We start from the raw sequence: 25,542 nt of genomic DNA, 5'->3' as shown, positions 1-25,542 counted from the left end.
CATTTGCTCCATAGGAGAACCTATCAAGTCAATGAGCCGGGCTTACTGGTTTCTGTTCCAGTTAGACTCAACCGCAGACTGACTGAAATCTAGAGGATCACTATTTGGTGTCGCTTGTCTCTCTGTTGAAGCTTGTTCGGTGTTAGGTTGCTGGCTGTAATCAACATTAGTATCTTGAGCATTCGGCGCTTGAGTCGCTATGTGGCTCTCATCTACATTCAACTCATTACCTTCTTCATCGAGCACTTCTTTTATTTTCTTAGGAACAGGTATATTGCGTTTGTAGAGCTTGTTAAGCGCTTTAATGATTGAATGCTTAGTGATTGCTTCTTGGGTCAGCTTAGTCATTATTGGCTTAGTCAGAGCCTGTAAGCCCACGACTGCATCCACACCAAGCTCCCCGCCTACTTTATCCCTCAAATGCTTGGCTTCTGAGTATCCAAAATGAGCCGATAGAAATAGCCAGATATAAGCAATGGCATTGCCGTGCTCGCCATGGTCGATCCAAGCCTCACCCGCTCTAAACATCGCTTCTGCACTGTTCTTTTCTGCGGCCGTCTCAAACCAATAAACCGCCTCACCATGGTTAGGCTCGACACCAACACCGTTCAAATAGCTCATACCGAGTTTGATCTTGCCGTCTAGGTTATTTTTTTCAGCGGCCTTGTGGTACCACTCAAACGAGCTTTCGGCGGAGTAATCTGGGTTTTCTTTGTCTAGACACCAGTCACCGATAAACAGCATCGCTTCGGTATTACCACCAGCCGCTGACTCTTCAATATAGGTATAACCCTTAGGGATGTTTTTATCGGTTCCACGACCATAGACGAGCGCTTTACCCATCTCGAATTTCGCTGATACGTCATTGTCTAAAGCAGAGATTGCCAGCTGCCAAAAGTTGGCTTTCTCTCTTAAAATCAGGTCTTCTTTACGCTTCATGCTTAGGCGCACAATACCGTACATGCCATTGATATTATCTAAATGCGCGGCTTTATCGTACCAATACAAGGCTTCCTTGATATTGTTACGTTCGGCCTCCTTCGCCAAATATAGAATCGATGGAACATGTCCGGTTTCGGCTTTGAAATGGCGCTCTTTTTGCTCTTGGATGCGTGCTTTTTCAATCGCTTTTCGGTAGGCGACCGCACGAGCTTTGCGTTCTTGTTCCAAGCGCTGTTTTCTTAGCGATAAAGAAATCAGCCACACGGCCACAAGTATTAACGAAAGAGCCGTCGCACCAATTGCGATTCCCATTGTACTCATAAATTATTTAACCTAACTCGGCTGATACAAATCTCGGTGTCGAGGAGTCATCAACCTATAGCGAATGTTTCTAATTACAGGGAAAAGCGCCGTTATTAAAACGTTCTGCCCTAAAATGAACTCAGTTCAGTATCTCAGGAATACATAACGATAAAAAGTCTACTTAGACCTATCCGTATGCACGCCATAAATGGTGTGATCTTGCTTCAATATCGATTACTTAGGAAGACCACCTTTCATTAGAAAAAACCTAAATGTCGGTGACAAAATTGATGGGTTTCCATCAGGAATTTCTCACAATGATAGTTAAGTCAATTGTCCGTATATGTAAGCCAGTTCCGCTACCGTCTTCGCTGAGAATTTCTTCATCAAACTCGCTCGGTGTACTTCCACCGTTCTCATCGCGATACATAATTCATCGGCAATTTTTTGGTTGCGTTTTCCGTCGATGATCTGCTTAAGAATGTCGATTTCGCGTTCAGTCAATGATGCATACGCTTGGCGATACACATTCATGTGTAAGTGCTTTTCAGAAGCGTCCAAACCTTGTTTGATTGCCTCAGCTAACTCATTGCCTTTCACTGGTTTTTGGAAGAAATTCACCGCGCCGGCTTGTAAGGCTTCAACTGCCATTGGCACGTCGCCATGCCCTGTCAAATAGATCACCGACAGTGGGCTCTGTGCTTTCACCATCAACTCATGAACTTGTTGTCCTCTCATTTCTGGCATTCTGCTGTCTAGCACTACACAGCCCGGCTTTGTGAGATCCACTGAATCTAAAAAGCTTGGTCCATCTTCATAGGCTGACACCGTAAAATCATGCTCTTCCAATAAGAACACCAGTGAGTCACGCATCGACTCATCGTCATCAACCACATAAACCGGCAACGTTTGATGAAGTTCAGGCATAACAAGATTCCTTATGAATCATTTGAAAGAGAAAAAGGTAACGTCACTGCAACGTGACAGCCATGAGGAATCAGTGACTTAATGGTCATTTGACCGCTGTGGTCTTCAATCACGTCTTGACAAATCGCAAGCCCTAAACCCAAGCCATTTTCTTTGCTACTCACAAAGGCTTGAGTGACTTGTTGTTCGGTGAAATCTAAACCCGTGCCGTTATCGATAACCGACAGCATCATTTTATCCGGTTGATACTCGGTAATCACTTTAATTGTTGGTGGCTCGCTGTTTTTGTTATCAATATCAGACGCAGCGCTTTGTTCGCGGTGCTGTTGTGCGTTACACGCGTCAGTAGCATTGTTGATCAGGTTTACAATCACTTGCTGCAATCCCACAGGATCGACATGCAGTTGGATAGGCTTACCTATGGCATGACGCTCAATGGTTATCTTGTGTTTCTGTAATCGAAATTGCAGCAACTCAATGGTGTCGGTGAGTAACTGTTCGATGTCAGTCTGAGATTTTTCCGATGAGCGTTTCTTTATCATGTTTCTTAAGCGTTGAATGATCGCGTCTGCACGATCCACTTGTGATTGGATCTTCTTAAAGACAGGTTCAATATCGGTGATTGGTTTGTTTTTGGAAATCCGCAATAAGCCGCCTTCGCTGTAGTTACGAATCGCTGCCAAGGGCTGATTGATCTCGTGCGCCAAACTGCTTCCCAACTCGCCCACGACTGCAATGCGTTGAGAGTGCTCGAGTTGCTCACTCTTACTTTTTAGCTTGTGCAACGTGGCTTCCAAGTGCTTTTTACTTCGACTGAATTTGTATTCCAACCAGAAGTGGTAAGCATTCAGTAACACCACAAGAATGAAGAACGCCCATGCCCATTGCTGATTGTACTTAAGCCAGATTAACGCTTCCTTCCACCATGGCTGTTGCAGTGGGTGCATGTCGAGCTGCTGATAGAGCTTGTCGATGGAGAGCAGACTAGTTGGTGACGTCCAACCCGAAGCATTGGCTGCAATCGCGGGCGCACTGCTTTTTGGCATCGCAAATAACACCTGACTCATCTGTTTGGCCAGTGCCGAAGAAGCCCGCTCTGTCTTAGCAAACGACCAGTTGGAATACAGCGGTGTAGACACTTGGCATCGGAAGCCTTCAGGCGCTTGATTACCGATGACTCGATATTGCCCAGCCACCAGCAAACCTTCACTGATCATGTTTTCAACCAGACAAGCAGGGACGACTGCCGCCTCAATATATCCTTCTCGCAGTTGGTACAAACTGGCATCAATCGGGAAACCCAAGAACTGAGTATTAGAGAAAAAGTGATTGGGATTGAGCCCTTCTTGCATTACTTGGTAGCGCATAGTCAGGTAGCCGCCAAACGCATTTTCAGAGACAGCCGCGATTGGCTTTCCGCTCAGTTGTTCAAACGAGATATACGGTGACATCCTTCTGACCACCAATGCCGAACCGATACTGCGCGTGCTGCTCACACCTTGATCGTCGTAATTGTGACTGGTCATGGTCGCCATCCAAGAGAGCGCGTATTGACGTCCTAAACGCACTGCTTGACCGGGGTTGGTGACAACAAAATCGACCGTGACATCTTTTACTGCTTCCGCCATCTCTTCCAAATTAAAAGGCTTGAGAACAAAATGCTTACCCGGAATGCGTTCAGACAACCAATCCATTGTTGGCTGCCAGCGTTGCAGCGCCGAAAGCTTGCCTCGAGTCGCCAACACACCAACCTCGATAATCTGGTCGGGTTCATCTGTGTTTTGGTTTTGGTTTGGGCTTGGGCTTGGAGCTGCTATCGCTTGTTCAGATTGAGCAGCGACACACACACCAGCAGTTAGACTCAACCAACAAAGGCCAACGATTGTCATTAGGTTTCGGACTGTCACTAAAATCTCTTTCTCCAAACGGACTGTTTATTCATTTCACTTCGTCTTTACGCTGACGACATGTTTAACGCCTAACTCATGCTTTAGATCGCCTTAAACAAGTCTTTAAAACAAAGCATAACAGCTAGATTGCTAAAACCGCATTTGTTCTAGATCAACTTTAATCTGGGTATGTGGAAATCCACAATACCCCGTGTACGGTCAAAATCTGACAATGAGCCCAACAGAACGAATACCCATTTATAGGTACCAATATGGACTCATTGAAAAGACGGTTTCTCAGCCAATTCGGGAAAGTTTCCGCCGGTGCTGCGCTCATTCCCATTACCGGAATCAACACCGCAGTCGCGAGCACAGCCATTCGCAATAACAACCAACCTGACCGCAAAGGCGAAGTAGGTAAACGCTACGCAATGGCGATTGATTTACGTAAATGCGTTGGTTGTCAGGCATGTACTGTTGGCTGTAGCGTTGAAAACCAAGCGCCGATTGGCCAGTTCAGAACCACTGTAAAACAGTATGAAGTCTCCCTTGATGATGGTTCGACAGCTCAACAAGAGGTGAAATCTTTCATGTTACCTCGCCTATGTAATCACTGTGACAACGCACCCTGCATCAAGGTTTGTCCTGTTCAAGCGACCTTCCAACGTGAAGACGGCATTGTGATGGTCGACAACGAACGCTGCGTAGCCTGTGCTTATTGTGTCCAAGCTTGCCCTTACGATGCTCGCTTCATCAATAACGACACCCTTACCGCTGATAAATGTACCTTCTGTGCACACCGCCTTGAAGACGGCTTGCTGCCCGCTTGTGTAGAAACCTGTGTCGGTGGCGCGCGTGTCATTGGCGACCTTAAAGATCCAAACAGCGAGATCAACCATCTGCTTAATGAAAACCAAGACGACATCAAGGTGCTTAAGCCAGAGCAGAATACCAACCCCCATGTTTTCTATATCGGCATGAACGAGCGATTCGTTAGCCACATTGAAGGCCAACCTGCGATTTATGATCCAGCCGCCATCGATAACTCATCCTCTAGCAAACAAGAATTGGCAATCGCGACACAAGGCAAACAAGGAGAGACAGCATGAATATCACTGAGGTGTTAGTCCCCGCTCAAGAGATCGCTTGGCTACCGTGGGCGGTTCAATATTTCTTCTATATTGGTTCAGCTTACGCAGCGGCTATTCTGTTTTTGATTGCACTGATATTCAAAAACTCAACCAGCCATCAATTCCGTTCTGCCCTTGTGCTTGTGATGGCCATCGGCGCGATTGTTGGGCCATTAGCATTAACCGGTGATTTGCACCAACCGGGACGTGCTTGGCACTTCTATGCTCACATTACGCCTTGGTCATGGATGTCGTTAGGCTCTCTATTCCTACCTTTGTTCTCTGGTCTGGCTGTTGCGACAGCTTGGGTTTACCTGCGTGACGACATCGCACAGCTTAAAGAAAGTGAAAACCCACTTCTAAAACGTTTGGCTTGGCTGACGCTAGGTCAATGGAAAATATCGTCAAAGCTGATGATTGCACTCGCTGCTGTGACGGCTATTTCGGGCCTAAGCATCGCACTTTATACAGGCGCAGAGATTGCAATTTTGGCGAGCCGCCCGCTTTGGCATCAACCGGCTTCTCCACTACTTTGGTTCACGACCGCATTCTTTGCTGCAACAGGTTTAACGCTGTTGATTTCGGCTCTGCTGCCTTCAAGCAAACCAAGCTTAAAACCAACAGACCTAGCTCTAATACAAAGAACCATTACCTTGACAGGTGGCCTTGCCATCATTCTTACGTCGATTTGGGCATCTAACCATGGTCACTTCAATCTCTATGAGAACAACGCTTGGGGAGTCAATCTAGGCATCATGACCACCAGTATTTTGCTGTGCATGATCTTAGTGCTCCCCCTACAACGCTTATCGCAAAGCACGCTAGGAATTATCTGTGTAGCACTTGCGACCATGATTTCAGCATGGGCGGTACGCTGGGTCACCATGATGGAAGTTCAAACCATTCCACGTTTTGATATAGGCCCATTCCCTTATGAACTGCCTATGGGGAGCGCAGGGCTTCTCGGCATCATTGGCATGTGTGGCCTGTGGCTTGCGCTTGCGCTGTTCGCTTCGGAAATCGTGTCTACTGGATCTAAAAGAACAACTGGTTCTGCACAAAAGACAACATCTAAGCCAAACCAAAACACACCATCACCACTTAACCGCTCACATAGCTTGTAGTCTGAGGAATCATCATGGATAACAAACGTCGTCAATTTTTGAAAACAGGCCTTGCTGCCGGTGGTGTTGGAGCTTTTGCTGCAGGTTATGCGACAACCACAAAACACATGGTTCACGGTGCTATCGATGGCACCGCGGGCAAGAAAACCAATCACATCCATCACGGTAATTCGTTAGAGACGGAATACAGTGTTGATGAACAAGGTAAGATCTCGCCGAATCCAAACCAACGTGTTGCGCCATCTATGTGTTTTGGCTGCTGGACATTGTGTGGCTTACGTGTGCGTATCGATAATCGCAATGACGAGATTTTGCGCATCTCGGGCAACCCTTACCACCCGCTATCAAGCGACCAACAGATCCCGTTCAAAACGCCTGTAAAAGATGCCTACATTGGCTTGTCTGGTGAATCCGGTATCAATAACCGCTCGACAGCCTGTGCCCGTGGTAACGGCATGTTGGAGATTCAAAACAGCCCATACCGAATCACTCAACCGTTAAAACGTGTTGGTAAACGAGGTGAAGGCAAGTGGGAGCCAATCAGCTACGAACAACTCATCTCTGAGATCACCGAGGGGGGTGACTTATTTGGTGAAGGTGACGTTGAAGGCTTACGATCGATTCGCGACATCGAAACGCCACTCGATCCAAACAACCCTGAATACGGACCAAAAGCCAACCAACTGCTTGTGACCAATGCCGGTAATGAAGGTCGTGATGACATCTTGAAGCGTTTTGCATTTAACAGCTACGGTACTCGCAACTTTGGTCACCACGGTTCTTACTGTGGCTACGCGTTCCGCGCAGGTTCAGGTGCGATCATGAATGATCTAGACAAATTCTCGCACTTAAAGCCCGATTTCAACAATGCGGAATTCATTCTGTTCATCGGTATGTCTCCGGCTCAAGCGGGTAACCCGTTTAAGCGCCAAGCACGACAACTTGCTGAGGCTCGTACTAATGGAAAACTGAGCTACACCATAGTGACACCAAGCCTTCCTGCAGGTTCATCAAGCCTTGCTGCGGGCGATCGCAACAACTGGCTTCCGATCAAACCGGGCACCGATTCAGCATTAGTACTGGGCATGGTCCAATGGATCATCGAAAACCAACGCTACAATCACGACTTCTTGTCTCGCCCAAGCGCACAAGCGATGCAAAAAGCAGGCACCACGCATTGGTGTAATGCATCTCACCTTGTGATCAGTGAGGAAGCACACCCACAAAACGGGCGCATGCTTCGTGCATCGGATATGGGTTTGCTAGAAACGGGTGAGCCACTATCTGACGATGATGGATTTATCGCACTAGATGTGACAACGTCACTATTATCATCGCATATTCAGGTGAATGAAGCGGCTCTGTTCGTCGATCAGGACGTAGAAATCGATGGTCAGACCGTTCGTGTGAAGTCTTCTCTGCAAAGATTGAAGGAAGAAGCCTTCAAATATGACCTTGCTTACTACAGTGAGCAGTGTGAAATTCCACAAGACCAGATTATTGCCCTGGCGAAACGCTTCACCAGCTACGGAACGAAAGCCGTTGTTGATACTCACGGTGGCAACATGCACACCAACGGCTTCTACAACTCGTTCTCTATCCTAATGCTGAACGCGCTGATCGGTAACATCAATGCAAAAGGCGGGGCGATGGCGAAAGCAGGCGGCTACCCAACTTCTGCTGCCGGCCCTCGTTACGACTTTACCAAGTTCAAGGGTAAGACCAAGCCGCAAGGTGTATTCTTGTCTCGCAGCAAATTCCCGTATCACAAGACCAGTGAATACAAACGTCGTGTTGCGGCAGGTGAATCACCTTACCCGACACGCGCGCCGTGGTACCCAATCTCAGCACCGCTTTTAACCGAGCACTTATCAGCTGCGATTGATGGCTATCCTTACCGTGCAAAAGCGTGGATCAACCACATGGCAAATCCACTTTATGGCGTTCCGGGGTTAGATAACTTGCTAGGTGAGAAGCTTAAAGATCCAAAACAGCTTGGCTTGATCGTCTCTATCGATGCCTTCATCAACGAAACCACGGCACTATCAGATTACCTTGTGCCAGACACAGTAACCTACGAGAGCTGGGGTATGGCAACACCGTGGCATGGCGTTGCGACTAAGGCGATTACTGCTCGTTGGCCGATAGTTGAGCCTAAAACCTCACGCTCTCAAGACGGACGTGCCATCAACCTAGAGAACTTCTTTATTGATCTGGCGAAAACACTTGGCTTAGGCGGCTTTGGCGATAACGTAATTAAAGATAGCCAAGGTAACTGGCACGGCATTCATAGTGCGGAAGATTTCTACCTACGTTCTGCGGCTAATCTAGCGTTTGTTAAAGGCGGAGTACCGAATGTAGATGCCGAAGATATCGTTTGGTCTGGTCTAGAGCGCCTAGTGCCTGTGATGAACAAAACGCTTAAGCCAGAAGAGATGCTCAAAGTGGCGTATATCTTTGCGCGTGGCGGTCGTTTTGAAGACGCAACCAATGCCTACACCAATGAAACCATGAAGTACAAATGGACCAAACCTTTGGCTATCTGGAATGAGAAGCTGGGGACCTCTCGCAACACCATCAGTGGCGAACAGTACATGGGTTGCCCGACATGGTATCCACAGAAGCTGGCAGACGGCACGCCATTGGCAGAGCAGTTCCCAGCAAAAGAATGGCCATTTACTCTGACCAACTTTAAATCCAACATTCACAGTGCAGTATCTAACTTGTCGCCTCGCTTGGAATCCATCAAGGGCGTGAATCCGGTGTACATTCATCCGCAAGACGCCTCTTCGGCAGGTATCAAAACTGGTGATGTATTTGCTATTGAAACACCGAGTTCAACCACACACGCGTTGGCGATGGTGATAGATGGCATCAAACAAGGCACATTAGGCTTTGAACACGGCTTTGGACACAAAGAGCTCGGTGAACGTGCACACTGGATTGGTGACACACAACAACCAGTGAAGATGAAGTCGAACGATGGCGTTAACATCAATGATATAGGCTTGATTGACCCGACGAGAGAAGGCAAAGGCGTCATGCTCGATTGGGTGGTGGGCGCAGCAGCAAGACAAGCGCTTCCAGCTAAAATCTACAAAGTCTAATCAGTGATCCAACATATATCCCTAGTCATTCCTGAATAGGGATACAACAGAGCAACTTCGCCATTCGAGGTTGCTCTTTTTTTTAGCAGCCACTACATCGACAGCATTCAATTCGCAACATTCAACCCACAACAACCAAACACTCTTCACTTCTCTTTTCTTCTCTTCATCACAACTTTTTAAGCCCGCATCTATAAAGCAGCTATGCTTATACAATCGGTGCCATAAAAGAGCCTTAACAAGCAGTTACACCGAGGCGAACATGGCAGTTCCCTTGCATTTCGTAAACAGCGATTGGATTAGCCTGACGGAATTCACATCAATACCATTATGGTGGTTGAGGTTATTAATGTGAGACTCACCTCAAATTCAAAGTGAATTAATGTGGAAATCCACAATAGCGCGAACAATCAATTATGTCGAAAATGCGTGCACTACAACCAATAGCGACGCCTCATGACTAAGCTGAAAATTAAAACTCAAACATTAACGCTTTGTATCGCAGCTCTGGGAAGCCTTTCTTTATCTGGTTTTGCACAAGCAGCGCCTAATCCAATGCCAGAAGCTGCAGAAACCTGTAGTGGCTGCCACCAAGCTGACGGTAAAGGCATGCCCAACATTGCCCCTATGCTAGCAGGGCTCAATGCTGACTACCTTGAACATCAACTGGTTCTATTCTCTAGTGGTGAGCGTCAAAGCGCGATCATGAAGGGCATGGCGGATGGTGTGTCTGATCCTACCGTTCGTCGTGAAGTAGCAGAGTACTTTGCTTCACTACCTTCATACGAATTCAGCGATTTAGAACAGCGCGGCTCACAAGCTGATATTGATAACCCCTACCGTAAGCTTGTATTCCAAGGCGATTGGGACAGAAACATTCCTGCTTGTGCAACCTGCCACGGCCCAAGTGGTATGGGCGTAGACAAATTCCCACGCCTAGCGAGCCAGCACGCCGACTACATTCAAACTCAGCTCAATGCTTGGAAAAACGGCACTCGTAAGGGTGATGATTTGAACATGATGGGCAACATCGCCGGTAAGTTAACTGACGATGAAATCAAAAACCTGTCTTACTACTTCGCATCTTTCCGATACTAAAGGGCTCGTATGAAAACATTACTTTTAATTACCGCAACCCTTGCCTCTGGAATCGCTTATGCCGAAGCAGAGTTGCCTGATCGCCAAACCGAACTGCCAGCAGTTGAGAAACCTCAAGATAACAAATATCTGGTGCCACGAGGCTTGGTTGATATCCCTGCTGGGGAATTTGGTGACAAAGTCAAACTGGGCTATTCGCTGTTTGTCGACTCTCAGCAGATGCGTGGGACGTTCGTAGGCAATGAACAAAACTGTGTAAACTGCCACATGCAAGCAGGCATGAAAGCAAACGCAGCACCTCTTTGGGGCGCTTACATGGCCTACCCTGCTTACCGTAAGAAAAACGACAAGGTAAACAGCTACGCAGAACGTATCCAAGGCTGTTTCACTTACTCAATGAATGGCTTACCACCAGCAGTTGGCTCAAAAGAGATGGTCGCGCTCACGGCATACTCATATTGGTTGGCGATGGGTGGCATCTTAGATAAGAACGGCATGCAAGACACGCCCGTCCCTGAGATCAGCGATGCGGATTTACAAGTCGGTGGTAAAGCGGAAAGCTTCCCTCTTCCTGAAGAGCTGCTAAGCAAATACCCAATTGATGACCGCAGCAAACTGGCAGGTCGTGGCTACCCTAAGATTGATAACCCTAAACAAGAACCGTCGATAGCGCGTGGTGAAAAGGTTTACCAAACCAGCTGCCAAACCTGTCATGGTCAAAATAGCGAAGGTATTAAAGGGGCGGATGGTCGCTCATACCTACCGCCACTTTGGGGCGAGAATTCGTTCAACTGGGGCGCAGGTATGCACCGAGTGAACACCGCCGCGTACTTCATCTACGAAAACATGCCGCTTGGAAAGAGCCAACAGCTTTCCATTCAGGATGCATGGGATGTGGCCGCTTTCGTCAACAGTCATGAACGCCCACAAGATCCGAGATACAAAGGCGATGTGGCTGCTAATGCAGAACGCTATCACAACCACCAAGGCTACTATGGCAAAGAAGTTGATGGCCACGTGCTAGGTACAAAAACTTATCCAAGTGGCAAAGAAGTCATTCACAACCACTAGCCTCGATTAAATAGGTATTTTTTCGAGAAAAGAGCCTATCACACCAGATATAGCTAAGCTTTACATTGTAAATTAGTGACTGCCGGAAAGTAAAAAGGAGCCAGTTCGTATGACGTTCTGGCTCCTTTTTGATTTGATATGGCAGAGAAACAGCTAACCTTGCTGCATCTTCTCCCAAATGGTCGGAGAGCCAATATAGTCTTGAACCGTAGTAATGAATTCTTTCACCAGTTTGGTCTGCTTTCGGTGCGGATAGACAGCATAAATCGCGGTATCGATTGTAGAAATCGGGTAATCCGGTAGCAAGGTGACTAAGCCAAGTTCCTTCATTGAGGCATACAGGTTTGACTGATCAAGGAAGCCATAACCCAAGCCATCTTTCACGCAAGATACCATAGTACGAACATCACTCACCTTATAGTTACCACGAATCGTCAGGCTTTGGAAAGTATTGCCATGCGGTTCTTCACTGATACGCAGATGATCCACCGTCATATCGCCATTGGTATAAATCACGGCAGGTAGTGCGAGTAGATCTTGCGGCGTCTTAGGCTCACCATGCTCTTTCACAAAGTCGTTCGACGCGACCAGCATGAAGTTACTGTCAGCAATCTTCTTCGCAATCAAATTCGATTCAACGAGCTTACTGAATCGAAAGGCGATATCAAACTGCCCAGCAATGATGTTGGCGATCTTATCGTCTAGTGAAAGTACGATCTGAACATCAGGGTACTTTCTCATAAACTGAGTGATGATAGGTTGCAGGTACTGCTGACCAAAATAGATCGGTGACGTAATTCGCAGCACACCTTTAGGTTCAGACTGGTACGAGTCTGCAATGCCTTGGATCTGATTGATGGTGTCTTTCAACACATAAGTTTGCGCAAGAATATCTTCCCCTGCAGACGTCAAAGAAAACGAGCGCGTAGAACGGTTGAGCAACTGAACACCTAAGTCTTGCTCAAGCTTTTTGATCTGTTTAGAGAGTGACGAATTGTCCATATCATGCAAGGTCGCCGCTTTGGTAAACGACCCTTGTTGAACCACATCTAAGAACAATAACAACTGATTAGTATTGGGCACTGCGCCTCTCCTACAATAAAACTCGATTAGCGTTCATCTTTAGGGGTATCCATCACAACCATAGTCGTTATGGATTGAACCTGAGCACATTCCCCAAGCACATCGGCATGAAACTTCTTATAGCCCGGCAGATCTTTAGTTTCGACTCTCAACAAGTACTCATTAGCACCGGTAATGTTGTGGCATTCCACCACCTCTTTTTCCATGCTGACGTGTTGTTCAAACTCTAACTGAGCCGCTTTGCTGTGGCTCGATAAGCCAATCGAAACGTAGGCAATAAAACCCACGCCCATCAAGCCATTATCGAGAACCGCACGGTAACCTTGGATAATGCCTTTGCGCTCAAGATCTTGTACTCGTCTTAAGGTCGCTGAAGCCGACAAACCAATTCGTTCTGAAAGCTCAATGTTGGAGATTCTGCCGTCCAATTTAAGCTCTTGCAATATCCTTTCGTCAAATCTATCCATAGGTACTTATTATTGTGCATTTAGTGATAATAGAGGAAATAAAAGCACATAATTGCCTCACTTTCCACCTACTATGTTTCTCAACACGTGAAAGTCATGACCGGTCAGTCACTTCGTTCATTTTATTGCTGGAGAACCATTATGCCTTTAGAACAACTTAGCGCACTTGCCTTGTTTGCGTTTGTCTCGACCTTCACGCCGGGTCCAAATAACATCATGCTCATGACATCAGGTGCGAATGTTGGCTTTGCCCGCACGATTCCGCATATGCTTGGCATTGCTCTAGGGTTTGCAGCCATGTTGCTGTTGGTTGGCTTCGGCTTGATGGGGATTTTCAACGCGTACCCAATGACGCACCAAGTTTTGAAATACCTGAGCCTTGCTTACCTCGTCTACCTTGCGATTAAGATAGCATTGAGCGGCAAAGCCAAAAGTACCGAAGCGTATAAGCCGATGACCTTTCTCGGCGCGGCAAGTTTTCAATGGGTGAACCCGAAAGGTTGGTCGATGGCACTAACGGCGATTTCCGTTTATAGCAGCGGCAGCTCATGGTGGGAACTTGCGATCATCGCAGCCATTTTTACGCTAGCTAACTTGCCATCAGTGACCTTCTGGACGGCAGCAGGCAAACAACTGCAACACTGGCTAACAACACCAGTACGCATCAAAAGCTTTAATTACGGTATGGCCGGGTTGCTGTTAGCATCAACGATTCCAATGCTCTAATCGACTCACTATAGCTATTGATGGTTAGTACACAGTTACTAACCATCATTGTCGTTAAAGAAACCCAATAATTTCACTCACCCAACGACCAAATATCGCCTGCCCGCTCGGCGTTAACGTCCATATAAACACTGCTATATTTATTGCCACCGTCAGCCAATAAATCGCTCTGAACGGCTGCTTTTGCGTTTTATGACGGAGCTTATCTTGTGCGATCAAAGCCCCCAACCAACCACCAACAACAGAAAAGATATGCAAAGTTTTCTCAGGTACGCGCCAATTGCCATTGATCGCTGCTCGCTTGTCTTTCGCGTACACAAAAAACGTCACCAATCCGATAGCCAGATACCACACCAACAGCGCTTTAGAACTTTCTACAAACAACGCAGATACCGCCACCAGAACCAGATAAGTAATAACGATTTGAATAGATGAAGACAACATCAACTCCTTTTGGGTAATGGCTCACATACTGTAGCAATTACGCCCTGTAGATTTTGATAAGGATGAGTAAGGCATATTGTAATTCAGTTAGTCTGCCAAGTAATAAACAAGCCCTTTCATCCCTACATAACATGATGGAAGTTAAAGGAATTATAAATATGTACAACCAAAAGTACGCCATCTACCAAGTTTTTACGCGTTTATTTGGCAATAAAAACACCCAACATGTTCCATGGGGCACAATCGAACAAAACGGCGTCGGCAAGTTCAGTGATTTTACAGATAAAGCGCTGTCAGAAATCCGCAAACTCGGAATGACTCACATCTGGTATACCGGAGTTCCACATCATGCGCTCATCAATGATTACAAACACCTTGGTATTTCAGACGATCACCCAAGCGTGGTAAAAGGCCGTGCAGGCTCACCTTATGCCGTCAAAGATTATTACTCTGTAAACCCAGATCTCGCCGACACCCCCGAGCACCGTCAGGAAGAGTTTGAGGCATTAATCAAAAGAAGCCACGACAACGGCTTAAAGGTAATCATCGATATCGTCCCTAATCACGTTGCGCGTCATTATGAGGGGCTAAATAACCCACAAGGCATCAGTGACTTTGGTGCGGATGATGACATAACACTCGAATACCATCTAGATAACAACTTTTACTACATCCCGAACAGCGACTTTGAACTGCCAGATATCGAGCCCGCCTTTACGCCACTTGGTGGTGAGCAGCACCCAAATCTAAGTTCTCCGTTTATCGAAAAGCCCGCAAAATGGACAGGCAACGGCTCACGCTTGGCTAAACCTGATTTCGACGATTGGTATGAAACCGTGAAGATCAATTACGGTGTACGCCCTGACGGTTCAAAGGACTTTCCAGACTTACCGAGTGACTATACTCAACGTGATTACCATGAACACTACCATTTCTGGAAATCTGTCGATGTGCCTAACTCTTGGGTGAAGTTCCGAGATATCGCCTTGTTCTGGTTAGACAAAGGCGTTGATGGTTTCCGATACGACATGGCTGAAATGGTGCCTGTTGAGTTTTGGAGCTACCTCAACTCATCAATAAAGATGAAAAATCCCAGTGCCTTTTTGATGGCAGAGGTATACCAACCAAACTTGTACCGTGACTACATACATCTCGGAAAAATGGATTATCTATACGATAAAGTGGATCTATACGATGGACTTAAAGACATCATGCAAGGCAAAGCTTCAACAGCTATCATCCCCGATATCCAACATCAGATGATGGATATTGAACATCACATGATGCACTTCTTGGATAACCACGATGAGCAGCGCATCGCGTCTCCTGAGTTTGTTGGTAATCCTAATATTGCTAAGCCTGCAATGCTCGTCAGCGCCTTATTGAGCAGTTCACCAACCATGATTTACTTCGGACAAGAAGTCGGCGAACCGGGGGCAGAAAATGCAGGCTTTGGACAGCCCTCACGTACATCCATCTTTGACTACATCGGCGTCCCACAGCACCAAAAATGGATGAACCAAGGTGCATTTGATGGTGGGCTATTAGACGATAACGAAAAACAACTACGTCATTTCTATCAGAAGGTAATGAACTTTTCGCTTGAGCATTCTTCAATGACGGGACAGTACCTAGACTTACACCAGAGCAATAATTTGAATGATTCGGTTTACGCATTTCTGCGCTATGACGACCAAGAAATGACCTTAATTGCTGCGAATTTCAGCCAACATATCACCGAGAATATTCACTTAACCGTTCCAAGTGATGTTATACAAGCGCTCACAATCGCTGATAGCAGTTACTTGTTAGATGAACATATTGAAGGCATTCAACAACAGGTATTAAAAGTTGAGAAAAGTATTGGCAGTTTTAGTCTTGAGCTAAAGCCACTAGCTTCGTTGGTTTGGGTATTCCCCTTATCTGAATAGGATATTTATCATTATTAATTCCCAAACAATCTGAGCTTTAATTAATTGACAAATAACTTAATTCCCACATTAAATTAACGTCACCTCAATTCGATACCTTCCTCACATTAATAAGGATGAACTCTCATCCTTATTATCTACTCCCATCCTCTACGCCTTCTACTATTGATATTAAACATATGAGTTATTGATCCAATTAATTTAACTTAAACCAAATACAAAGCGTGATATTGACACTAGGTTTCCTATTTTTACACATTAAAAATAACTTTATACATAGCCATCACAAATAGTTGACCATCGTTAAGACTAGGATATTCATCTTCATAAAAAGTGAAATATGGATATTAAAACGTGAACAACATAAATATTAATAAAATTATCTCTCTACGAAATACCTTCAACAACACCAAAAAGAAGAGCTTCAAACGCTCTACATTGGCCAAAGCAATTTTACCGCTCTTCACCGCTACTTTGATCGCGGGTTGTGGTAGTGATAATGAGAGCGACAACGGTACAGACCCTGGCAACAGTGGTTTATACCCTGCAGCTGAAAACGAAGTCGTTATTTACTACAAACGCGATGTTGCCGCTGCAAGCTCATCTGGCTCAACTTACGACGGTTGGGGGCTGCACCTTTGGAATGGTGAAGGCTGTACCAGCACAGATTTAGTCGGCATGGGATTAAGTGAAACCGGAACCGACTGGAACAGCCCTTACGAATACGACGGCATTAGCGATACTTACGGCGCCTATTACGTATTGAAAGTTGACCCAGATGCCTCAGACCCGCACAAATGCATGAACTTCATCTTGCACAATGGTGATGAGAAAGCATTTGGCAGTGCTAACTCAAAAGTCGAGTTAACTAAGCTTGGCGATTCACAAGGCGTATTTGGTTTCCATGGCAGCAGCGAATTGTACTACGACCCTATTTCAGAGCGACCAGTCAATATTGATGGCCAAAAAGCACATTGGCTAGATGCCACCACAATTGGTTGGGAAGCGGCTAGCAATGCAGACTCTGTGAAGCTCTTCTATGCACTAGACAACAGCATCACAATGAACGATGACAAAGAGATTGTCGGCGGAACTGCGATTGAACTGAGCAAAGACGGAGAACTGTCTTCTGAATTAAAAGAGCGTTTCCGACACCTAGCAAGCTTACCAGCAGTGGCAATTGATGTTGATGACACAACACTGCGCACCATTTTGAAGTCTCAGATAATCCTTGTTGCCTACAACTCAAATGGCGACGTTACCTCTTCAACTGAGGTTCAAAAGCCGGGTGTGCTTGATGCGGTATTTGCCAGTGAAGATGCTGGTAATGCGATGGCTGAAGAACTCGGTGCGATTGTTGAAGGCAGTGCGGCTACCTTCAAACTTTGGGCACCAACAGCGCAAGATGTAGAACTCGTTCTGTACAGTGAAGATCTGCTAAGTTCACAAGTAATCCCGATGACGGAAAACACTGAGACAGGTATTTGGGTAACTGACGCAGTTGCTAACGCAGTGAACAGTTATTACCGCTACCAAGTTAAGGTTTATCACCCAACCACAGGCAATATCGAAACTCGCCTTGTGACAGACCCTTACTCTCTCAGTTTGTCAAAGAACTCAGCATACTCTCAAGTGATTGACCTGAATGATTCAACCTTGAAACCAGCGAACTGGGACGACTACGAACGACCAACCGTAGAGAAAGACGAAGACCATGTACTTTACGAATCTCACCTTCGTGACTTTAGTTTCAGCGACAAGCTAGGTACACCAAACCTAAATGGAAAATACCTCGCTCTCACAGAAGCAGAGCGTGAGTCGGTCAAACACCTACAAGCTCTGCAAGAAGCAGGTTTAACTACGCTGCATATCTTACCGGCATTTGATATCGCTACCGTCGATGAAGATGAAGCGAGCCGTGTCGATATTACGGACACCGTTGGTAAGCTATGTGATGTAAAACCTGCTGCCGCCTTGTGTGGAAACGAAGACGAAAATAAGGTCATCGAGGATGTACTCGATGGTTATGACCCTTCTACAGGCGATGCCCAAGCGCTAATGAACGACCTGCGAATGCTCGACAGTTTCAACTGGGGCTACGACCCATTCCACTACACGGTTCCAGAGGGGAGCTACGCGACAGATCCTAACGGTTCGAAGCGTATTCTAGAGTTCCGTCAAATGGTAAAAGCCACACACGACATGGATCTTAAGCTGATCATGGACGTGGTATACAACCACACCAACGCGTCTGGTGTGAACGATAAATCAGTATTGGATAAGATTGTTCCTGGGTACTACCACCGTCTTAACATGAACACAGGTGGCGTAGAGAATTCAACATGTTGTGACAACACCGCGACCGAAAACCTGATGATGGGTAAATTGATGGTCGACTCACTTAAGGTATGGGCTGACGACTATAAAGTGGATGGGTTCCGTTTTGATTTAATGGGTCACCAACCAAAAGACATAATGGTAGAAGCGCTTGCTGAAGTACGTAAAATCGACGAGAACACGCTGTTCTACGGTGAAGGTTGGGATTTTGGCGAGGTAGCAAACAACGCACGCTTCGACCAAGCAAACCAAATCAACATGGCAGGTACAGAAATCGGCACCTTCTCAGACCGTTTACGCGATGCAGTTCGTGGCGGTAGTCCGTTCGATGGTGGCGTCGATTCAGAAGGTAACCACCCACTTCGCTTCAACCAAGGCTTCGGTAACGCTGCGATTGCTAACGATGAAACCAAAGTCGATCAAGACTCTATTAACGGTCGTTTACACAACCAAGATCTTGTCCGCCTAGGCATGGCGGGTAACCTCGCAGAATACGTGTTGATTGATTACAAAGGCGATACAAAACTGGGTAAAAACGTCGACTACAACGGAGCACCGGCTGGTTACACCAAGATGCCTTCAGAGAACATCTCCTACGTTTCAAAACACGATAACCAAACACTTTGGGACAACAACGCTTACAAAATCGCAGAAGGGACTAGCTCTGCAGAGCGTGCTCGTATGCAGTCTGTATCGCTCTCTACCGTGATGTTAGGTCAAGGTATACCATTCATCCATATGGGTTCTGAACTGCTTCGTTCTAAGTCGATGCAGCGTGATTCTTACGACTCTGGTGACTGGTACAACCGCGTAATGTTTGATGGTACTGACAACAACTGGAACGTCGGCTTACCTCGTGAAGACAAAGATGGTGCAAACTGGGATCTGATCAAAACCATCATTGCTGACCCAACGGCGAAACCAGACGCAGACGACATTGAATTAACGAAGCAGCAGTTCCTTGATCTATTAAAGATCCGTAGCTCAAGTGAACTGTTCCGCTTAGATACAGCTGACGAAGTCATGAAACGAGTCGATTTCCATAACGTTGGCGAAGACCAAGTCGAAGGCCTGATTGTCATGTCTATCGATGATGGTGTATCCGCAGGCACAGACCTCGACCCAGAGAACGATGCGATTGTCGCGGTTGTAAACTCAACCAATGAAACTCAATCGTTCAAAATCACAGGAGCAACAGACTTTACACTTCACACAGTTCAACAAAACTCAGCTGACGACACCGTTAAAGACGCAACCTTTGCTACTGAAACCTTCACAGTACCAGCACTAACCACCGCTGTGTTCGTGCAAGCTCAAGACGGTGCACAAGGTGCTGGTCTGCCAGTTGATAATTCAGACAAGGATGTGTCTAGTATTCCACCATACGGCCAAACAACAGTTTACGTTCGTGGTGACATGAATGGATGGAATCCTGTTGATGATTGGGCGATGAACTTTGTTGCTAATGGGGTTTATTCTGTAACAGGCAACTTGGAAGCGGGTAACTATGGCTTCAAGTTTGCTGATGCTGATTGGGTATCACCTAACTTTGGTTGTGATTCCGTTGAACTTGCTGATGGGTCAATCGACCTAGGAACTGATGGTAACTGCCAACTAAGCGTAACAGAAGCTGGCAGCTATACATTCACTCTGAATGCGATTCACGAGCTGGATGACGACGTAGATGGTCCAGTTGTTTCGGTCACTAAGCAGTAAAGCTTAAAGTATCGAAGCGAAGTAACAGATAATAAAAACCAGCGAAAGCTAGCCTTTGGGAGACGTCTGTCTCCCTTTTTTTGTCCTCAACAAACACCATTCCCAATACACCACATCATTCCATTGCCTCCATTAACTCCAATGTTAAGAGATAAATGAACCACCTTAGTTCTTAGTTCTTAGTTCTTAGTTCTTAGTTCTTAGTTCTTAGTTCTTAGTAGAAAGCATAACGACTTCGTGTAAACGTATAATTCCAGTTTACGTAAAATTTAGGAAGCCGAGCTTAGGTCGGTAGGTGAAATGGTGATACGTCAATAGAGTTCGTATTAAACTGTTTGAGGGGAGTAAAATAGACGAGAGTGTTTTAACTAATAGTAAATAAAAACCATACACGCGAATTTATATTAGCATTGGTTATTATGTGTAAGTCTGTGGTTATTTACAATCAAGTATTCTGTGAATATCAGTATTGATTTTAATTTATTACCGGCAATAAAAAAGGCTCCTAGTTAGGAGCCCTTCTCTTTATATCTATCGGTATTGACAAACTCGTCGACTACTTTTTATTGACTGCTTTTACAAAAACTTCTTGTGCGCCTTCAATACCCAATGCTTTTGCTTCATCTAGCAGGCTCAGAGCTTTTGGAATATTGTCTGCGTCTACTGCTGCTTGAATTGCATTATGGTAGTAAGTTTGTGTTTCTGGTTGAATTGTCTCAACCGTAGCTGCTGCCGCTGGTTTAGCGTTAGATTCACTGCTAGCCCCGAATGAGAAGAAGCCCACTCTATCAATCGTTACTTCTATCTTACCGACATTCGCATTTGGAACTAGAATATCTTCTACTTCTGGCAAATAGTTACCACGGCCTTCCGCATCTAGACGTGCAGGGTGAATTACATCAGTAAAACCACCAAGATCTTCTTGCTCTGTATAGATAACTAAGTACACAGACTCAGCAGTTGTCGGTGGGTAGAAATCGTTTTCTGCAACAAGACGGTTGCCCAAATGCAACCTAGGCTTCGCGTATTCAAAGCTGTCTTTACCGTAACGCTCCAACTCACGACCGTTCTTATCATAGATAACCGCATTAGGAACAAATGCAGTCTCACCGATCATGCTAGTGATCTTAATAGAGTATTCACCACGATCCGCTGGTAGTTCGATCGCTACTACAGGGCTGTTTATACCCTGATAGTTTAAAATTTGACTGTCTGGTGTTACATCGAAAATTGCCGAGCTTGGAAGCTTCATAGGGGCAAATTGAAGACCAGCAATAGAGTTAACTTGTTCAGCCTGTGCCACTTGTACTTGCTCAACTACTTGTGCAGATTGACAACCGGCCAACGCAACACAGCCACTCAACATTAGAGCTTTAAAATACATAACCCTTCCTTCTTGTTATTTTTTTAAGAAATTTACTAACTTTAATTACCACAAAGAGAACTATTCACCTAGGGAACGATCAACTTAATCGTACATTCCTTAAAAAAATAGCCGACGCGAGCCGGCTATGAATTAGGACAGTTTAGGATTTGTTACGCTAGGTGTTTACCACCAAGCTTCAGCTTGAATACCGAATACGTATTCTGTATCGTCGCCATTGAATGCTTCTTTGTTTTCAGTATCTAGGATGTAAGAACCGTAAACACGGATTTCAGGACGAGCCCAGAAGCTGTCACCCATAGCCCAAGCTTGGGCTACCGTGAATTTAGCGTTACCGAAGTCTTCAGTAGCTAGGCCTTTTAAAGGATTTTGGTCATCACCAATGATACGCTCACCAGCATTGTAGCCTGCTTCGAAGATCGTACGCATAGTGTCATTCCACTTGTACATAGGACGAACTACTACCGAATACTGATCAACATCAAAGTTTTTATTGGTATACGCGCCATTTACGTCGCTACCACCAACGTCGCTACCGGCTAGGTATGCTAGTTGGTGACCCATTTCCCAAGACTCACCAAGGTTCATTACACCCCAGTTGATCAAACGGAAACCAGATGCATCATTGTTTGCTTCAGTACCACGTGCGTAGTAAGAACCTGCACCCCATAAGTTTGCAGCTTGAACACCGTAACCGTTAGTACCATATTGTAGGATAGTTTGATGGAAACCGTTGTCCATACCTTGGTGAATGATTGCAGAAGCTAGTAGGCCATCATCCGCTTCTTCACTCTTGTCATCAGAGTCAGTTGCAAAGTTGTATAATAATCCTAGCTCTAGAGAAGCATCCTGCCAAAGGCCGATGTTCGCTAAACGGGCATCAAATTTGTAGCCAGTAGACTCGTCATGGTCACCATCTTGAATCAGTGCAACAGATAGCTTCTGGTCACCAATCGAAAGGTTTTCAATACCGCCACCAGTACCTGATGTGTCTAGGAAGTAGAAATCAGTAATGTGGATATCTTTACGTTGATAGTATGTTTTACCAGCCCAAAGTGTTGCTTCGTTGTCGAAAGATAGAACACCTTTAGCTTTAACAGCGAATTGTGCAACGTTGAAATCACCGTCTTCCCAACCATTTGAACCATTGTTGCCTTGAGCAATCATAGATTCTACGCGCCACGTTTGCTCGCCAGTTTTCAATTCTTCAGCTAGACCGAACTCGTAGTAGTTGTCATTTTCGTTACCTAGACGACCAACACCGGCTTTGTTAACTGATACATCGCCATTACCGTTACCACTGATACCAGTGCCAGCACGCATGTAACCATTAAAATCTACAGCGAACGCAGAACCAGCAGCTAATGTAGTTGCCACTGCAGCAGCAATCAAACTTACTTTTTTCATTCTTAACTCCATTAAGGACGATTTATTTTAGGTTTTTATATTTTTGCTCTCTTGCGGCAACCAAAGGCAGTAATGGTAGTCGTAAGATAGAGAGGTTTAGGGTTTCCCCTGATTCGTTTCAACGGGGTCAATATTAAGAGGGGATGACAAGTTTGACTTCCTCCGCCCTGAACTAAATTAAGGGGGATGAGAAGGGAGTAGGAAATATACAGAACGGTGTTTTAAAGAGGTAGATCACTTAATCTAGGAGGAGTAGACAGCACACAGATCTAATTATTCAGCATAAGTGAGATCTAGTTCAAATATATAATTTGAACTTCATCGATGAATTATTTTTTTAACAGTAATTAATCTGTGAAGTTGCTTGACCTTATTGTGACAAAGCTTTTTACTTATAGTTCACTGATGTCGATAAACGAACAAGAAATCAAGCAATGACTAGAACGCTCGCTCGCCCTTATCCGCTAGGCGCAACGCTAGGTAACACTGGCTGTAACTTTTCTATTTTTTCTCCTGACTGTAAATCTCTATCTCTCGCGCTCTTTGATGAGAACGATGAATTCACCACTTACACGTTGGAAGATGAATACGCCGATATCAGATATGTGTTTATCGAAGGCATTAAAGCTGGACAAAAATACGGCTTCATTGCTGAAACTGATGAAGGCCCGATCCTGCTGTCCGACCCCTATGCGAAAGCAATCAGCGAACCGCTCGATTACGTCACTCCATATACCAATGAAAAAAGCTTCTCGATGGCAAAATGTGTTGTTGTCGATGACGCCTTTGATTGGCAAGACGTAGAGAAGCCACGTATTAGCCGCGAAGAGACCGTTCTATTTGAAACCCATGTAAAAGGCTTATCTCAACTTCATCCAGAAGTAGAGACCAACACCAAGGGCCGTTATTTAGGGTTGGTTAGCCCTGAAATGCTTGCGTTCTACAAACAACAAAATATCAACTCTCTACAACTTTTACCTATTGCGGCATGTATGCACGAACCTCATCTATTGGATATGGGGAAAGTGAACTATTGGGGCTACAACCCATATTTGTTCATGGTGCCAGACCCTCGCTACGCAGAGAAAGATGCCGTAAATGAGTTAAAGACTGCGATTCGCGAACTGCACCGTAATGGCATCGAGGTCATTCTAGACGTGGTGTACAACCACACAGCAGAAGGCGGTGAAGGTGGTACAACCTTCAACCTAAAAGCACTCGATAGCCGCTACTACATTAAGCATGGTTGTCATTATGCGAACTTCACAGGCTGCGGTAACACCGTCGACCTGACTCACCAACCAGCACTAAACTTGGTCATGGATACGCTTCGTTACTGGGTGAGTGAATTCAAAGTCGACGGCTTCCGTTTTGATTTGGCTGCGACACTGGGACGCGAAGGCGATAATTACAACCCTGAAGCGGCTTTTTTCAAAGCCGTTGCTCAAGATCCTGTGCTCAAAGAGACCAAATTAATTGCAGAACCGTGGGATATTGGCCCTAACGGTTATCAAGTAGGTAACTTCCCACTAGGCTGGAATGAATGTAACGACAAACTGCGCGATATTACACGTAGTTTCTGGCGCGGTGATCAAGGCTATCTAAAAGAGTTTGCGACGCGCTTAATGGGGTCTCGTGATATCTACAGCGCAGCCCACTGGCCATACAGACTAACCGTAAACTACATCACGTATCACGACGGCTTCACGATGCAAGATCTTGTCTCTTACAAGCACAAGCACAATGAAGATAACGGTGAGAACAACCGAGATGGACACGGTGATAATCGCTCTGATAACTACGGTGTTGAAGGGGAAACCGAAAACCTGTTAGTCGTTGCCACACGTGAAAAACAGAAACGTAACTTCATGGCGAGTCTATTGTTTGCTTTTGGTATTCCGCACATCATGACAGCTGATGTGTTATCTCATACTCAAAAAGGCAACAACAATGCTTACTGTCAAGACAGTGTAATTAGCTGGATTAACTGGGAAGATTCTGAGCGAAAAGCTTATTTCAAGAGTTGGTTAGCTGAAATGATATCCGCACGTCAGCAATACATGGTGCCTTTTATTAAGGCGTTCAGTGGAGAAAAACGCAACTCTAATCGCATCTTCTGGAGTCGTGTCGATGGCACACTCATGGAACATGATGATTGGAATCGTTTAAGCTCTGTTGCGCTGCACTTGGGTATTGGCAAAGACGGTGACGAATTGATTTATCTGATAAACCAAACCAACGCACCCGCTCGCTTCTCATTACCGACGGATCGCGATCAAAACTGGGTCACCATTTGTGATACCAACTCGCGAAACGTAAAACCTGGCCATGCAGAAAGTGAAATGCTGTTATCGCCAACTTCGATGGCAATTTTGCACTACTCGCCAGATAAGACTGATTTGATTGAAGTAAAAGCTAAGCCAGCTTAATAAAACACCGAAAACCATAGAGGCCAG

At 45.6% G+C, this 25,542-nt stretch carries 17 protein-coding genes; 9 read left to right on the top strand and 8 right to left on the bottom strand.

The window, feature by feature from the left end; genetic code table 11:
* Positions 1–42 precede the first annotated feature (42 nt).
* The 3 genes from ITG10_RS19885 to ITG10_RS19875 form a co-directional block, all read right to left on the bottom strand.
* Positions 43–1,263: a tetratricopeptide repeat protein gene (locus ITG10_RS19885; protein ID WP_128644349.1), complete on the bottom strand. Its 1,221-nt coding sequence runs from the start codon at positions 1,261–1,263 to the stop codon at positions 43–45.
* Between the two features lie 306 nt (positions 1,264–1,569).
* Positions 1,570–2,172, bottom strand: coding sequence for a response regulator (locus tag ITG10_RS19880; RefSeq protein ID WP_017630195.1), 603 nt, complete (start codon positions 2,170–2,172; stop codon positions 1,570–1,572).
* A gap of 11 nt (positions 2,173–2,183) precedes the next feature.
* On the bottom strand, positions 2,184–4,079 hold the full coding sequence (locus ITG10_RS19875; protein ID WP_026084174.1) for a sensor histidine kinase: 1,896 nt from the start codon (positions 4,077–4,079) through the stop codon (positions 2,184–2,186).
* Between the two features lie 254 nt (positions 4,080–4,333).
* Between ITG10_RS19875 and dsrO the strand changes: the two genes are divergently transcribed.
* The 5 genes from dsrO to ITG10_RS19850 all read left to right on the top strand — a co-directional run bounded on the left by dsrO (position 4,334) and on the right by ITG10_RS19850 (position 11,591).
* Entirely contained in the window at positions 4,334–5,170 is an 837-nt protein-coding gene (dsrO, locus tag ITG10_RS19870) for a sulfate reduction electron transfer complex DsrMKJOP subunit DsrO (RefSeq protein ID WP_017630193.1), read from the top strand.
* Positions 5,167–6,315 carry an NrfD/PsrC family molybdoenzyme membrane anchor subunit gene (gene nrfD, locus ITG10_RS19865; RefSeq protein WP_017630192.1) on the top strand — a complete coding sequence of 383 codons (1,149 nt, stop codon included), beginning with the start codon at positions 5,167–5,169 and terminating at the stop codon, positions 6,313–6,315. Before dsrO ends, nrfD begins: the two co-directional genes overlap by 4 nt.
* A gap of 14 nt (positions 6,316–6,329) precedes the next feature.
* Positions 6,330–9,422, top strand: a complete 3,093-nt coding sequence (locus ITG10_RS19860; protein WP_017630191.1) for a tetrathionate reductase subunit A — start codon at positions 6,330–6,332, stop codon at positions 9,420–9,422.
* A gap of 456 nt (positions 9,423–9,878) precedes the next feature.
* A complete protein-coding gene (locus tag ITG10_RS19855) occupies positions 9,879–10,520 on the top strand; it encodes a c-type cytochrome (protein WP_017106530.1) in 642 nt (213 codons plus the stop codon).
* A gap of 9 nt (positions 10,521–10,529) precedes the next feature.
* A complete protein-coding gene (locus tag ITG10_RS19850; protein WP_017630190.1) occupies positions 10,530–11,591 on the top strand; it encodes a c-type cytochrome in 1,062 nt (353 codons plus the stop codon).
* Positions 11,592–11,744: 153 nt separating this feature from the next.
* Here the strand turns inward: ITG10_RS19850 and ITG10_RS19845 are convergent, their stop codons facing one another.
* Entirely contained in the window at positions 11,745–12,674 is a 930-nt protein-coding gene (locus tag ITG10_RS19845; protein ID WP_017630189.1) for a LysR family transcriptional regulator, read from the bottom strand.
* Between the two features lie 26 nt (positions 12,675–12,700).
* Positions 12,701–13,141: an Lrp/AsnC family transcriptional regulator gene (locus tag ITG10_RS19840; RefSeq protein WP_009845852.1), complete on the bottom strand. Its 441-nt coding sequence runs from the start codon at positions 13,139–13,141 to the stop codon at positions 12,701–12,703.
* 141 nt (positions 13,142–13,282) lie between these two features.
* On the opposite strand from ITG10_RS19840, the gene ITG10_RS19835 reads away from it, so the two are divergent.
* Positions 13,283–13,867, top strand: coding sequence for a LysE family translocator (locus ITG10_RS19835; protein WP_017630188.1), 585 nt, complete (start codon positions 13,283–13,285; stop codon positions 13,865–13,867).
* Positions 13,868–13,921: 54 nt separating this feature from the next.
* Here the strand turns inward: ITG10_RS19835 and ITG10_RS19830 are convergent, their stop codons facing one another.
* Entirely contained in the window at positions 13,922–14,311 is a 390-nt protein-coding gene (locus ITG10_RS19830; protein WP_017630187.1) for a DUF1294 domain-containing protein, read from the bottom strand.
* Positions 14,312–14,469: 158 nt separating this feature from the next.
* Between ITG10_RS19830 and ITG10_RS19825 the strand changes: the two genes are divergently transcribed.
* Positions 14,470–16,242 carry an alpha-amylase family protein gene (locus ITG10_RS19825; RefSeq protein WP_248387093.1) on the top strand — a complete coding sequence of 591 codons (1,773 nt, stop codon included), beginning with the start codon at positions 14,470–14,472 and terminating at the stop codon, positions 16,240–16,242.
* A gap of 354 nt (positions 16,243–16,596) precedes the next feature.
* The gene (gene pulA, locus ITG10_RS19820; RefSeq protein ID WP_017630186.1) at positions 16,597–20,295 is read left to right on the top strand and encodes a pullulanase-type alpha-1,6-glucosidase; all 3,699 of its coding nucleotides are present in this window, start codon (positions 16,597–16,599) and stop codon (positions 20,293–20,295) included.
* A 556-nt stretch (positions 20,296–20,851) separates the two neighbouring features.
* Here the strand turns inward: pulA and ITG10_RS19815 are convergent.
* Both ITG10_RS19815 and lamB read right to left on the bottom strand, forming a co-directional pair.
* Positions 20,852–21,679, bottom strand: coding sequence for a MalM family protein (locus tag ITG10_RS19815; protein ID WP_017630185.1), 828 nt, complete (start codon positions 21,677–21,679; stop codon positions 20,852–20,854).
* A gap of 165 nt (positions 21,680–21,844) precedes the next feature.
* Entirely contained in the window at positions 21,845–23,086 is a 1,242-nt protein-coding gene (lamB, locus tag ITG10_RS19810; RefSeq protein WP_017630184.1) for a maltoporin LamB, read from the bottom strand.
* A 434-nt stretch (positions 23,087–23,520) separates the two neighbouring features.
* Between lamB and glgX the strand changes: the two genes are divergently transcribed.
* Positions 23,521–25,515 carry a glycogen debranching protein GlgX gene (glgX, locus tag ITG10_RS19805; protein ID WP_017630183.1) on the top strand — a complete coding sequence of 665 codons (1,995 nt, stop codon included), beginning with the start codon at positions 23,521–23,523 and terminating at the stop codon, positions 25,513–25,515.
* The last annotated feature ends 27 nt before the right edge of the window (positions 25,516–25,542 follow it).

Source organism: Vibrio sp. ED004 (assembly GCF_023206395.1).
GTDB lineage: Bacteria > Pseudomonadota > Gammaproteobacteria > Enterobacterales > Vibrionaceae > Vibrio.
Note: the sequence above shows the minus strand (reverse complement) of the source record. Positions and strands in the feature narration are given on the sequence as shown.